Source organism: Nocardia nova (assembly GCF_002933465.1).
GTDB classification, from domain to species: Bacteria; Actinomycetota; Actinomycetes; order Mycobacteriales; family Mycobacteriaceae; genus Nocardia; species Nocardia nova_B.
The window spans coordinates 460,689-473,502 of the sequence record NZ_PSZE01000001.1 but is presented as its reverse complement, the minus strand read 5'-3'; the positions used below and the strand labels follow the sequence as shown (position 1 = coordinate 473,502).

Sequence of the window (12,814 nt, the reverse complement as noted above, 5' to 3'; positions counted from 1 at the left end):
AACCGTTTGGCTGTTTCTGACCCTCTATTCAGACTCGAAGGTCTGAAGCAGCTGGATTTCCAAGACCAATTCTGATAGCAAGGTGCTATGGACCCGCATTTGCGCGACCTGCGGTACTTCGTCGCCGTCGCTGAGGAACTGCACTTCACCAATGCCGCCCAGCGGCTGCACATCGCTCAACCCACCCTGTCGCGGCAGATCCGCCAGCTCGAGCGTCAGCTCGACGTGGTCCTGTTCGATCGCAATCAGCGCAGCGTGGCGCTGACCGTCGCCGGTAAAGAGCTGCTCGAGGGCGCCCGGCGCATCCTGGAGTTCTGGGAGGTCACCAACGTGGCTCTCCAGGAAGCCGGTGAGGTGTTGCGGGTCGGTATCCAGAGTTCGATCGGACGCGGCCTGATCGCCGAACTGGAAAGCGCCAGCGGACATCGGCTGGCACTGCATTCGGCGTCGTGGACCGATCCCTCCAGCGGCCTCGCGGGCCGGCAGGCCGATCTGGCGTTGATGTGGCTGCCGGTGCCCGATTCCGGACGCTACCGCTGGCAGGTGCTGCGTACCGAGGCGAGGTGGGTACTCCTCCCGGAGAATCACCGGCTGGCCGATCAGGAGAGCATCGAATTCGCCGATCTGATCGACGAGCCGTTCGTCGCGATGCCTGCCGAAGCCGGTGCGGCACGCGACTTCTGGCTCGGCGGCGACGCCCGCGGCGGCCGCCAGGCCAAGATCGGCGGCGAGGCCGCCACCGCCGAGGAGCGGCTCGAGGCCGTCAGCCTCGGACTCGGGGTCTGCCTACTGGCCGAGAACAACGTGCCGATGTATCGGTGGCCCGGGCTCACCGCCCGCCCGGTCGCCGGCCTCGCGCCGTGTGAACTCGCCATGGTGTGGCGCGCGGACGACGACCGGCCGACCATTCTCGATTTCGCCAATCGCGTTGTCGCCGGCGGATTCTCCCTCGTCGAAGACGACCGATAGGCCCGGAGCCCGCGGTCCGTGGCGAACCGCGGGCCCGAGGGACGTTCAGGCGGTGCGTTGCCAGGGCTGGGCCGCCTCCAACTGAGCGGCCAGCCGTAGCAGCGTCGATTCACTACCGGGGGGCCCGGCCAGCTGTGCCGCCACCGGCGTCCCGGTGCGCGGATGCAACCCCATCGGAACGCTCACCGCGGGCCAGCCGACCAGGTTCCACAGCGGCGTGAACGGCGAGAAGCGAACGTTGGCAACGACATTGGCCAGCCAGCCGCGGGCATGCCAGTTGCGTGCCGCCGGAGCGGGGGCGGCCAGTGTCGGGGTGATCACCACATCGTGCTGCTCGAAGAAGTCGAGCAGCCGCGCCTCGATCCGGTCGACCTGATTCGGCCGGACCAGACCGGCCTTCAGCACTGCCCGGCCCAGCGCGATATGCACGCGGCTACGGCGTTGCAGCAGTTCCGGATTCGCGACCGCACCCGCCTCGCGCGCCGCATTGGCTAGCCAGCGCCACGCCAGCGCTGTGGTGGCGCCCTGGTAGGGCAGTGCGGCGGGAACAATGCCGTGACCGGCCTCCCCGGCGAGCCGGGCGGCGGTCTGCGCGGCCGCCGCCCACTGCTTGTCCACCCGTACCAGCGGGGATGGCGATCCGGCCGCGATCGCGATGCGCAGCGGTGTCGGCGGTTCCAGATCGGCCAGGGCGGGCCGGTCGGCCAGCACCGAAAGCATGAGTGCCGCATCGGCGACCGTGGTCGCGAGCACTCCGTTCTCGGTCATGCCGCTCCAGGAGTCGACACCGACCTGGGCCGGGACGACGCCGCGCCCCGGCTTGATGCCGAAGACGCCGCAGCACGCGGCGGGTATCCGCACCGACCCGAGCCCGTCGTTACCGTGAGCCACCGGCACGAGTCCGGCGCCGACCGCGGCGCCCGACCCACCCGAGGAGCCACCGGCGCTGTAGCGAATATTCCACGGAGAACGCGCAATCCGCTCGGGCGTGTCGGAGGTGCCCCAGAGCCCGCCCTCCGGCATCTCGGTCAGGCCGACCACGACCGCGCCCGCGGCCCGCAACCGCCGCACCACCGGATGATCCGAGCCGGCTGGGACGCCCGACCCGGCGCGCGAACCCGCGGCGGTGATCTCACCGGCCACATCGATGTTGTTCTTCACCGCGACCGGAACGCCGGCCAGCGGGAGGATGTCGAGGTCGGCGCGGTCGGCCAGGGCCCGGCTCTCGGCGCGTGCCTGCTCCGCGCGGACGGTGTGGAAGGCGCCTACTCGCGTATCGCCGCCGGCGATGCGGTCCAGCGCCGCATCGACGACCTGTCCGGCGGTGACCAGACCGTCGCGCACCGCGGCGGCGATCGCGGTGGCGGTCGTCAACTTCGCGGGCTTCGGGACGGTCTCGGCGGCCGCGAGACCGTCGACGGGCGGCTCACCGGTTGCGAGCTTCGGGGCGGTCGTGGACGACGCGGGCGATTCGTGGTGCTGCGCGCTCGAGGATTTCCCGGTGTCCGTGGGGCGGTCGTCGGCCGGTGGCTGATCGGTGCGCTCGGCTTCGGCGGGGGAATCGTGCTCTGGCTCATCGGTTCCGGATGCGGGGCCGCAGGGCCGATCCGCTGGTTCCGTACCGGTGGTTTCATCTGCGTCCACTGCTACCTCCCGAGTGGCGCGCGAGACGGCGTTCGATGTCGCGTCGGCTAGTGCGGAGCCCTCGTTGTGCATATGTCAAAGCCCCCGTCGCGTTGTGGTCGATATGGGCTGTTTCGATGTTGTCGCGCAAGTTATCACTTTCGGCGCCGCACACCGTTGATGATCACGGGGCGTGGCGGATGGTGCCGCGCAACCACGACCGCACCGATGCCGAATGCACGGTGGCCGCGGCGCCCACGGGACACCGCGGCCGGACAGCTCGTTTCGCTCCGCGCTATTCGGTCCCGCTGCGGACCCGCTCCTCGTACGCCTTACGGGCCACCGAGTCGACGTCGCCGAGGAAGGTCTGCTGCGCGCCCAGGGCACGCCCGATCGCATCGCCCACCGCTTCCGGCAGCAACCCGACTACCTGCGAGATGGCGCCGGCCACCTTGGTCACGCGTACCTTCGACTTCGGCGCCACCAGGAGTTTCGCGATGGCCTCGGCGATCTCCTCCGGCTCGGCCGGGCGCATCAGCTTCGGCGCCGAAACACCCGACCCCAGTTCGGTGTTCGTCAGCGTCGGCAACACAGAGGAGAACGACACGCCGGTATCGCGGTACTCCTCTCGTAGCGTGTCGGTGAAGCCCAGGACGGCGTGTTTGGTGGCGTTGTAGGTCGCCAGGCCGGGGATGTGGGTCTCACCGGCGAGGGAGGCGATGTTGATGATGTGGCCGCTGCGCCGCGGCAGCATCCGGGCCAGCGCCAGCTTCGAGCCCAGGATGACGCCGTAGACATTGATGTCGATGATGCGGCGGGTCAGCGCATCCGGTTCGTCGACCACCTTGCCGGTGGGCATGATTCCGGCATTGTTGATCAGCACATCGATCGGGCCGAGCGCCCGTTCCACCTCGTCGAGGAAACTGCTGAACGACTGCTGGTCGGTCACATCCACTCGGCCGTAGTGACCGAAATCGTGGTCGGTGCCGGACTGTTTGACGGCCGTCGCGTCCACGTCGCCGATGGCGATCTTCGCCCCGAGTTGCTGCAGCCGCGTCGCGGTCGCCAGGCCGATACCGCGGGCACCACCCGTGATGACGACGACCTTGCCGTTGATCCTGCCGAAGTCGGTCACTTCTTCCCTCCGACCGTGTCGAGCACGTCCTTGATACCGAGCCGGCGCATGCCGCGCGCGCCCGCGGCGCGCATCGCGGCCAGCGCGAATCCGAGTTTGGTGGTGTTGTACGGGAACCACAGGAGTTCTTTTTCCTGCGTGGGCAGGATCGGCACGGTGATGGCCTGTTTACGGCAGTACTTGCGCACGCCGTCGGCGCCGCCCCAACGCGCGCCCACACCGGACTGCTGCCAGCCGCCCATGGGCAGCGCGAAGCTGAACATGTTGGCGAAGACGTCGTTGATGTTCACCGCGCCCGCGTTCAGTTGGCGCGCCACGCGTTCCCCGCGCGCCTTGTCGCCGGTCCACACCGACGCGGACAGGCCGTAGATCGAATCATTGGCCAGCCGAACGGCTTCGGCCTCGTCGGCGACCTTCATCACCGGGATGGTCGGGCCGAAGGTCTCCTCGGTCATACAGCTCATCGAGTGGTCGACGTCGGCCAGCACGGTCGGCTGGTAGAAGGTGCCCACACCGGTGGCCTTGCCGCCGGTCACGGCCCGCGCACCCTTGGCGATCGCATCCTCGACGTGGCCGGAGACGATGGATTTCTGCGCGTCGTTGGCCAGCGCGCCCACATCGTATTTCGGCTCCCGGCCGTCGGCGCCCTGCCGCAGTTCGCGTACGTGCGCGGCGAGTTTCTCCACGAAGGTGTCGTAGATCGGCGCCTCGACGTAGACCCGCTCGACCGAAATGCACACCTGCCCCGCGTTGAACAGGCCGCCGAACGCGATGCCGTAGGCGGCGCGGTCGATATCGGCATCGGCCAGCACGATCGCCGGATCCTTGCCACCGAGTTCCAGGCTGTAGGGGATGAGCCGCTCCACGCAGGCGGCGGCGATCCGCTTACCGGTCTTCGTCGACCCCGTGAACTGCACGTAGTCGACGTTGTCGACGACCGCCGCACCCGTCTCGCCGGCGCCGGTCACCACGGCCAGCACCGGCGGCGCACCGATTTCGGACCAGCCGCGCGCCAGTTCCAGTGCGGACAGCGGAGTCACCTCGGAAGGTTTGAGGACGACCGCCGCACCCGCGGCCAGCGCCGGAATCACGTCGATCACCGGCATCGCCAGCGGGAAGTTCCACGGCGTGATCACGCCGACCACGGGATAGGGCCGGTAGGCGGTGGTCAGCTTCTTGACCCGGGCCAGCGGGCTGTGCGGAGAGGGATGTTCGTCGGAGAGGAACTTGCCTGCGCGCCGGGCGTAATAGCCGGTGAGGTCGACCGAGAAGCTCGGATCGATCAGCGCGTCGACGCGCGCCTTGCCGGTTTCCGACTGCAGCACATCGGCGAGATGATCGGTGTGATCGATGATCCAGTCCTGGAGCTTCAGCAGCCATTCCTTGCGACCCTCTGGCCCGATGGCCTCCCATTCGGGCTGGTAGAGCCGCAATTCGCGCACCTTGGCGGCAACCGCGTCGGCCGATTCGGCGGGGACGGTGCCCACCAGTTCGCCGGTCGCGGGGTTGCGTATCTCGATCTCGGTGGCCACCGCGGTCGCGACCGCCGTCGCCTGCTGCCCGGATGACGGGGCCTGCTCGGCGGTGCGCGACTTCGCAGGGGTGCTCGACTTCGCGGCCGGGGCGGACTTGGCCGCCGACTTCGCGGGCGTCTTCTTGGCCGCGGTGCGGCCTGCGGTCTTGCGGGCGGCCGGCTTGTTGGCGCCGGTCGACTTCCCGGCCGTGGATTCGCCGGGTGACGGTTCGGTATTCGGCACGATGCTGCCTCTCCCCACGTGCGCTGCGCTGCGAACGGTTGACATTGTGAATCACTTCACTGATCTATGATCGTGTCACAATGAATGGCGTGCTGCTTGGTCTTTGAGGTCAAGTATTCGCCCGCAATTTGGCATCAGAGCACAAACTTTCGCCGTCGGTGACAGGTGGTCGGCGGCTGCGGAACGAGATCGTGTGACGGAGGGGGATCGGTGATGGCGACGGCTCCGTCCGATGTGGCGGTACGGCAGTGGATGGCCGATTTCGTAGCCGAGACGCTGCGCGGGGAGACTCTCGAACAGATGGTGGCCCGGCTCGACGCGCAGATCATCGGCCGTGTGCCGGAGCTGACCGATCGTGATCTGCGCCGCGACCTGGAATCCAGCACCCGGGCGCATGCCCTGGCGGTCCTCAGCGGTCTCACCCAGGACGCGATGGATTACGCGGTTCCCGAGCAGGCACACGCGTTCGCGCGCACCCTGGCCCGCCGCGGCTACGACCTGCGGCTGCTGCTGCGGGTGTACCACGCCGGCCAGCAGGCCGCGATCGATTACATGACCGAGGTGATCGACGAGCGCCGGCTGCCCGAGCAGTTCGAACGCTCGGCGCTGATCCGGCTGTTCGAACGCTCCACCCGCTGGGTGAACACCTCCGTCGAGGCGCTGACCGACACCTATATGCAGGAGCGGGAGCGCGGTCTGCGCGCGGCCCTCAACCAGCGCACCGAAATCGTGCGCACGTTGTTGTCGGGCGAGGACGTCGACGCGGACTACGCCTCGGCGCGGCTGGGTTTCCGCCTCGCGCAACGTCAGGTCGCGATCGCGCTGTGGGCCGACCCCGCGGCGCGCGACGCAGGTGCGCTCCTTGCCGTCGCTACGGGAGACGGATACGTCGGTTCGGGAGGCCGGATCGACATCTCCGGGACGGGCGATGGCTCGGGCGCCGCGACAGGCCCGGCGGGACCCGAGCGAGTCTCGGCGGCGAGCGACGCCCGAGGCGCTGTACCCCTCGGTGATCCAGGCGAGCTGGGTGGGGCCGGTGACGACCGGCTGGCCGGCGGCAACGATGAACTAGGGCGGCTGGAACGCACGGTTACGCGGCTCGCCACCGCGCTCGGCGGAGTCGGGGTGCTCACCGTTCCGGCCGGATCGGCGGCGCTGTGGGCATGGATCGCGGCCGATGCCGACGCGGTCGTGGCGGTCGCCGCGGATATCGTCGCCGCTCCGATGCGCCTCACGCTGGGTTCGTCCGGGACGGGCGTGGCAGGATTCCGGCAGAGCCACCGTGAGGCGATCGCGGCACGGCAGGTGGCCGAGCGTGCGGCCGTCGAACTCGGCCGGGTGCTGCCGTACGCGCAGGTCGAACCGGCGTATCTGGCCGGTGCGGACGTCGCGGCGATGCGCACGCTGATCCGACGGGAGCTCGGACCGCTGGCCGCGCCGGATGCGAGTTCGGCGCGGCTGCGCGAGACGCTGCTCGCCTATCTGCGCTGCCACCGCAGCCCGGAGGGCGCGGCGGCGCGCCTCGGCGTGCACAAGAACACGGTCCGCTATCGCGTTCAGCGCATCGAGGAAACGCTCGGGCGCCGCATCGAGGAATGCGGGCTGCGACTCGAGTTGGCGCTGGAATGCGTCGCGGTCTACGGGGTGTGAGCGCTCAGACCCGGTCGCCGGTCGCGCGCAGCGGCGGTTCCGCCGCCGCGGTCACCGGATGGTCGGGCAGTTCCGCCAGCAACGTCGTCGTCGCCGCGGCCACCGCGGCCACCGCCTTGTCGAAGGCCGGCTTCGTGACATACGACAGACCGGTCAGGCCACCCACCTTCCGCACGTATTCCTGTGCGGCAGCGAAGATCTCCTGCTCGGTGGCACGGGGCTCGAGCCCGCGCAGCACGGTGATGTTGCTCATGGCGCCGAGAGTAGCCCTAGGTAGGGGCTTGCGGCGCCCGATGAAACGGCAAATGTGAAAAATGTGTGTATCGGACTGTGGCGGAGCGTCCGAAAGCCTCGAAATCCGCCTCCCGCGCGCCCCGATCGCTGAGCGCGGCGAACCTTCCGGGTCACAGTCGACACAGCATCGGGGAGATAACCGAACTCCCGGATCGCCGATGCGACACAATCGGAACCATGGCTGCCCGCGACATGCCGACCCTGACCACTTTCCCCTACCCGGAACTGGACGAGCGCGAGGACGACCACTGGTCCGGCGCTCAGGTTTCCGACGACGAATTACGCGCGCTGTCCCTGGGGGCGTTCTATTCCGCTCGATGGGACGCGTTCCACGACGCGCTGTTGCTTGGACCCGAGCGGGAACATCCGCTCGGCGACCGCCGTGAACTGGCCATCGACACCTTGACCGGGGCCTGGGGAATCACCGACGGGACCGAGGCGATGGCGTCGATGGAACAGCTGCTCGAAGGGATGCACGCGCCGCTGTACGCATTGGTTCATCCGCTGGTCAACGCGGCCCTCAACTCGCCCGAACGGGACCGCTTCGGTGAACGCGCCGATCGGCATCGCGCCTTCCTGCGGCAGGTCGGGGCGTTTCGGGGAATGGACAATCCGGAGGCGCTGGTTCGCGACTACGACATCTGGTCCCAGGCGATCAAACTCGATCTGACCGGCCATCTGGTGCAGCCGCTGCCGGCCGATATCCTGGCCTGGGACCTCGCCCGCGTGGTGGCGGTGGCACGGATGGCCTTCACCGCCGGCTACCTCGAGGCCGATACCGCCTGGGATTATGTGATGCGCGCGCTGCCGCCGGCGCAGAAGCGCTACCGCAATTGGCGGCAGTTCGGCGACGCCTATCTCACCGGCTGGACCTACTGGCAGGCCTGTGAGGATCTGGCCGAACTCAAGTCCGGCGGCACCGATCGGCGGCTCGAACTGGTCCGACTATGGATGCGGCCGACCAGTCCGTGGCGGCGCATCGCACTCCAGGGAGAGTAGGCGTCTCAGTCGGGGAGCGAGCGCAGGATCCCGCGGCCGTAGCGCTGGAACTGCGCATCGTCCACCATCGCCAGTGAATGACGCTCGACCAGCAGTTCCCACTCCGAATACAGCTGCGCCACACCAGGGTCCGGCGGCGCCACGGCGCCGTCGGCGGACTCGCGCTGAATCGCGAAATTCACCGCGCCGACGATCCGATCGGTATCGGCCCGGTCGGTCCCCAGGAAACTCAGCGTTCTATTGCCGTCGATGAGGTCGATGCCGTAATCACCACCAGGCTCGTCGCCCGAACCCTTGCCGACCTCGGCCGAGATCAGCGCCGAAACCGGCATCTCGTGCGCGTAACGGGGAGTGGATCCGATCGAGAGCGTCAGCACTCGCCCGGTGGTGACGGCCAGCAGGCCGCGCCCGCGCCCGGCCGGCGGGACCGCGGTGACCATCGCCGTCTCCAGCATGAATTCATCGGGCGTGACCATCGTGTGCAACGTTGCGGCCGCCGAGCGGGTCTCCCGTCGCGGCGCCATCCGCCGGATGGCGCGGTCCACGTCGGCCCGGGTCGGGCCGGTCTTACCCCAGACCGGCGCGGGAGGCACCAGATCGGGTGCCGACATATCGATGCGCTGGGTGGCCAGGATCTGGGTGTTGATCCGCTCCACGATCACGGTCGCGGCCGGCACGTCATGCTCGGCGATCAGCACCGGGAGCGGGGTGCGGTCGGCCGGGACGCCGGTGAGGACCGGACTCGGATAACGCAGGTAGATCTCGATCACGACGGCGTCGTCGGCGCGCCGGTTCAGCCGGACCTTGAGCAGGTCCGACACCGGAACGTCGAGCACCCGCTCGCCCTCGGCGCCCGGCCGCAGAACCTGGAGTCGCCCGCCGCCGTGGCGCAGTATCGCTGTGGGTGTCCGTAGCTCGACTATGTCCATACCCCCTGCGTTCGTCCTGTGTTGTCGCTCACAATAGGTCGTGCATGCCATGATTGGGACCACTTGGACGGACACCGCGAGGTGATCGCCCGATAGGACGGGAACCACCAGCGTTCTCCGACCGTTTACCTGTTGAACTGCATCAGCTGCCGAACTGCGCGATGTATCGAGTAGACCGTACGCGGTAACGTGGCTTGTCCGCATCCGTTCTGCCCGACCCGGTCGGTGCCGGTATGGATACGGCCCCGCCCGACGCATAGTAGGCATACACCGGAAACACCGGAAAGGACTGGCCCGCCGGCCGACGCTCTATGAACCGCAAGACAGTGTTTCGCAACCTGGCCATAGTCGCGGGCATCCTGCTCGTGATCTATCTGGTCAGCTACTTCAGCAACGACACGCGCGGCTGGAAGAACGTCGATACCTCGGTGGCGCTCACCCAGCTTGCCGACAAGCAGAACGTCAAGCAGGTCCAGATCGATGACAAAGAACAGCAGCTGCGCATCACCCTGAAACAGGGCAACGACGCCACCGGCGGCCAGACCCAGATCATGGCCAAGTACCCCGGCGGCAGCGAGGTCTCCGCGCAGATCCTGCGCGACGTGCAGCAGTCCGGTGCGCCGTTCAACACCGCGGTCAAACAGGACAGCTGGTTCACCCAGGTGCTGCTGTTCGTCCTGCCGATGGTGATTCTGCTGGGCCTGTTCGTCTTCGTGATGGCGCGGATGCAGGGTGGTGGCCGCGGCGGCATGATGGGCTTCGGCAAATCCAAGGCCAAACAGTTGTCGAAGGATATGCCCAAGACCACATTCGCCGATGTGGCCGGTGCCGACGAGGCCGTCGAAGAGCTGTACGAGATCAAGGACTTCCTGCAGAATCCGGCTCGCTACCAGGCGCTGGGTGCCAAGATCCCCAAGGGCGTACTGCTGTACGGCCCGCCCGGAACCGGTAAGACGCTGCTGGCCCGCGCGGTCGCGGGTGAGGCCGGGGTGCCGTTCTTCACCATCTCCGGTTCCGACTTCGTCGAGATGTTCGTCGGTGTCGGCGCCTCGCGCGTGCGTGACCTGTTCGACCAGGCCAAGCAGAACAGCCCCTGCATCATCTTCGTCGACGAGATCGACGCGGTCGGCCGCCAGCGCGGCGCCGGCCTCGGCGGCGGGCACGACGAGCGCGAGCAGACGTTGAACCAGTTGCTGGTCGAGATGGATGGTTTCGGCGACCGCACCGGTGTCATCATCATCGCGGCCACCAACCGCCCGGACATCCTGGACCCGGCGCTGCTGCGCCCGGGCCGCTTCGACCGTCAGATCCCGGTCGGCAATCCGGACCTCGCCGGTCGGCGTGCGATCCTGCGGGTGCATTCGCAGGGCAAGCCGATCGCGCCCGATGCCGATCTGGACGGCCTCGCCAAGCGCACCGTCGGCATGTCGGGTGCGGATCTGGCCAATGTGATCAACGAGGCGGCGCTGCTCACCGCGCGTGAGCACGGCAACGTCATCACGGGACCGGCGCTGGAGGAATCGGTCGACCGCGTGATCGGCGGCCCGCGGCGCAAGAGCCGGATCATCAGCGAGCACGAGAAGAAGATCACCGCCTACCACGAGGGTGGCCACACGCTGGCCGCGTGGGCGATGCCGGATATCGAGCCCGTCTACAAGGTCACGATCCTGGCCCGCGGTCGCACCGGCGGCCACGCCATGACCGTGCCCGAGGACGACAAGGGCCTGATGACCCGTTCGGAGATGATCGCCCGGCTGGTGATGGCCATGGGTGGACGCGCCGCCGAGGAGTTGGTCTTCCACGAGCCGACCACCGGCGCCTCGTCCGATATCGACCAGGCGACCAAGATCGCGCGTGCGATGGTCACCGAATACGGCATGAGTGCCCGCCTGGGCGCGGTGCGCTACGGGCAGGAACAGGGTGACCCGTTCCTGGGTCGCACGATGGGCACCGGCTCGGACTACTCGCACGAGGTGGCTCGCGAGATCGACGAGGAGGTGCGCAACCTCATCGAGGCCGCGCACACCGAGGCCTGGGCGATCCTCAACGAATATCGCGACGAACTCGACGCGCTGGCCAGCGCGTTGCTGGAGCGTGAGACCCTGCACCGCAAGGACCTCGAGCAGGTTCTCGCCACCGTCGACAAGCGCCCGCGCATCACCGCCTTCAACGATTTCGGTGAACGCGTGCCCTCGGATCGGCCGCCGGTGAAGACCCCGCGCGAGCTCGCCGCCGAACGCGGTGAGCCGTGGCCGGAGGAAGCCGAAACACGCAAGCCGAACCAGCAGCCCGCTCCGCAGCCGGTGCCGGCCAACGGTTATCCGCAGGAAGGGCATCGCAACCCGGCTCCGGCTCCCACCGGCTACAGCTATCCGGCCCCGCAGCCCGGCAATTACCCACGGCCCGCGGGTGGCCCGGGATATCCGCGGCAGGGTACGCACGGCTCCCGGCCGGATTACGGCGCTCCCGCCGGCTGGTCGGCTCCGGGCTGGCCGCCGCAGGAGGATCCGTCTGCGGGCGGATCGCCGCAGCAGCCGGAGTACGGCGGCGGCTCCCAGGGATACGGCGAGCCCCAGCGCTATGGCGAGCCGCAGCGCTACGGCGGCGGTCATCGTCGGCCCGAATGGCCCGGAGATCAGGAGGGATCGGCGCAAAGCGGCACCCAGGATCACGGCGATTGGGACGGACCGAACGGCCACCGCTGACCGGCTGCGATTAGGCTCGACGGTCGAACCGCGCTGTCGGCGCGTTGATTTACGTGATTGTGGAGGTGTCCTCGTATGTCGGCCAACAACATCGCTCCCGCCGGGTCCGATTCGTCGTCGGGAGCGGGTGCAGCCGTGATTGCCGAGGTACCGGCTCCGATCGCGCTGGGTACCGGTCAGCCCTTCGATCAGAAGCGGGCCGAGGCCGCGGTACGTGAACTACTGGTCGCGATCGGGGAGGATCCCGACCGCCCCGGGCTGATCGATACCCCCGCTCGGGTCGCGCGCGCCTATCGCGAGATGTTCGCGGGCCTGTACGTGGAACCGGATTCGGTGCTGAACACCACCTTCGACGAAGGGCATCAGGAATTGGTGCTGGTGCGCGACATCCCGATGTACTCGACCTGCGAACATCACCTGGTGTCCTTCCACGGGGTCGCCCACGTCGGATATATCCCGGGCCCGCAGGGCCGGGTCACCGGTCTGTCCAAACTGGCCCGCCTGGTCGACCTGTACGCCAAGCGGCCGCAGGTCCAGGAGCGGCTGACCAGCCAGATCGCCGATGCGGTCATGCGGAAGCTGGATCCGCGTGGCGCCATCGTCGTGGTGGAGGCCGAGCATCTGTGCATGGCGATGCGCGGCATCCGCAAGCCGGGCGCCAGCACCACCACCTCCGCGGTCCGGGGCCTGCTGCAGACCAACGCGTCCTCGCGCGCCGAGGCCCTCGACCTGATCCTGCGCAAATGAGCGATC

Annotated in this window: 10 protein-coding genes; 5 read left to right on the top strand and 5 right to left on the bottom strand. The window is 68.3% G+C overall.

What is annotated here, in order from left to right:
* Positions 1-87: 87 nt before the first annotated feature.
* Complete coding sequence (locus C5E41_RS02065) at positions 88-969, top strand: LysR family transcriptional regulator (RefSeq protein WP_104374091.1); 882 nt, start codon at positions 88-90, stop codon at positions 967-969.
* 45 nt (positions 970-1,014) lie between these two features.
* On the opposite strand, the gene C5E41_RS02060 is transcribed toward C5E41_RS02065, so the two are convergent.
* From C5E41_RS02060 to C5E41_RS02050, 3 genes are all read right to left on the bottom strand, one after another.
* Positions 1,015-2,343 (bottom strand): amidase, encoded by a 1,329-nt coding sequence (locus tag C5E41_RS02060; RefSeq protein WP_258080680.1) that lies wholly within the window; start codon positions 2,341-2,343, stop codon positions 1,015-1,017.
* A gap of 544 nt (positions 2,344-2,887) precedes the next feature.
* Positions 2,888-3,727: an SDR family oxidoreductase gene (locus C5E41_RS02055; protein ID WP_104374089.1), complete on the bottom strand. Its 840-nt coding sequence runs from the start codon at positions 3,725-3,727 to the stop codon at positions 2,888-2,890.
* Positions 3,724-5,259 carry an aldehyde dehydrogenase family protein gene (locus C5E41_RS02050; protein ID WP_258080679.1) on the bottom strand — a complete coding sequence of 512 codons (1,536 nt, stop codon included), beginning with the start codon at positions 5,257-5,259 and terminating at the stop codon, positions 3,724-3,726. The genes C5E41_RS02055 and C5E41_RS02050 overlap by 4 nt, the downstream gene beginning before the upstream one ends.
* Positions 5,260-5,697: 438 nt before the next feature.
* Here C5E41_RS02050 and C5E41_RS02045 point away from each other — a divergent pair, with 438 nt between their 5' ends.
* Positions 5,698-7,134 (top strand): PucR family transcriptional regulator, encoded by a 1,437-nt coding sequence (locus tag C5E41_RS02045; protein WP_104374088.1) that lies wholly within the window; start codon positions 5,698-5,700, stop codon positions 7,132-7,134.
* A gap of 4 nt (positions 7,135-7,138) precedes the next feature.
* Here the strand turns inward: C5E41_RS02045 and C5E41_RS02040 are convergent, their stop codons facing one another.
* Positions 7,139-7,387 (bottom strand): DUF2277 domain-containing protein, encoded by a 249-nt coding sequence (locus tag C5E41_RS02040; protein WP_030517356.1) that lies wholly within the window; start codon positions 7,385-7,387, stop codon positions 7,139-7,141.
* A 218-nt stretch (positions 7,388-7,605) separates the two neighbouring features.
* Here C5E41_RS02040 and C5E41_RS02035 point away from each other — a divergent pair, with 218 nt between their 5' ends.
* Positions 7,606-8,427 carry a DUF1266 domain-containing protein gene (locus tag C5E41_RS02035; protein ID WP_258080664.1) on the top strand — a complete coding sequence of 274 codons (822 nt, stop codon included), beginning with the start codon at positions 7,606-7,608 and terminating at the stop codon, positions 8,425-8,427.
* 5 nt (positions 8,428-8,432) lie between these two features.
* Here the strand turns inward: C5E41_RS02035 and C5E41_RS02030 are convergent, their stop codons facing one another.
* Positions 8,433-9,356 (bottom strand): hypothetical protein, encoded by a 924-nt coding sequence (locus C5E41_RS02030; protein ID WP_104374087.1) that lies wholly within the window; start codon positions 9,354-9,356, stop codon positions 8,433-8,435.
* 311 nt (positions 9,357-9,667) lie between these two features.
* On the opposite strand from C5E41_RS02030, the gene ftsH reads away from it, so the two are divergent.
* Both ftsH and folE read left to right on the top strand, forming a co-directional pair.
* Positions 9,668-12,061, top strand: a complete 2,394-nt coding sequence (gene ftsH / locus C5E41_RS02025; protein ID WP_104374086.1) for an ATP-dependent zinc metalloprotease FtsH — start codon at positions 9,668-9,670, stop codon at positions 12,059-12,061.
* A gap of 75 nt (positions 12,062-12,136) precedes the next feature.
* Positions 12,137-12,808, top strand: a complete 672-nt coding sequence (gene folE, locus C5E41_RS02020; protein ID WP_258080663.1) for a GTP cyclohydrolase I FolE — start codon at positions 12,137-12,139, stop codon at positions 12,806-12,808.
* Positions 12,809-12,814 lie beyond the last annotated feature (6 nt).

Bases quoted from the DNA above. Each gene is read 5' to 3' on its own strand.
- C5E41_RS02065 (WP_104374091.1), top strand. From the start codon at position 88: ATGGACCCGCATTTGCGCGACCTGCGGTACTTCGTCGCCGTCGCTGAG.
- C5E41_RS02045 (WP_104374088.1), top strand. From the start codon at position 5,698: ATGGCGACGGCTCCGTCCGATGTGGCGGTACGGCAGTGGATGGCCGAT.
- C5E41_RS02040 (WP_030517356.1), bottom strand. From the start codon at position 7,387: ATGAGCAACATCACCGTGCTGCGCGGGCTCGAGCCCCGTGCCACCGAG.
- C5E41_RS02035 (WP_258080664.1), top strand. From the start codon at position 7,606: ATGGCTGCCCGCGACATGCCGACCCTGACCACTTTCCCCTACCCGGAA.
- C5E41_RS02030 (WP_104374087.1), bottom strand. From the start codon at position 9,356: ATGGACATAGTCGAGCTACGGACACCCACAGCGATACTGCGCCACGGC.
- ftsH (WP_104374086.1), top strand. From the start codon at position 9,668: ATGAACCGCAAGACAGTGTTTCGCAACCTGGCCATAGTCGCGGGCATC.
- folE (WP_258080663.1), top strand. From the start codon at position 12,137: ATGTCGGCCAACAACATCGCTCCCGCCGGGTCCGATTCGTCGTCGGGA.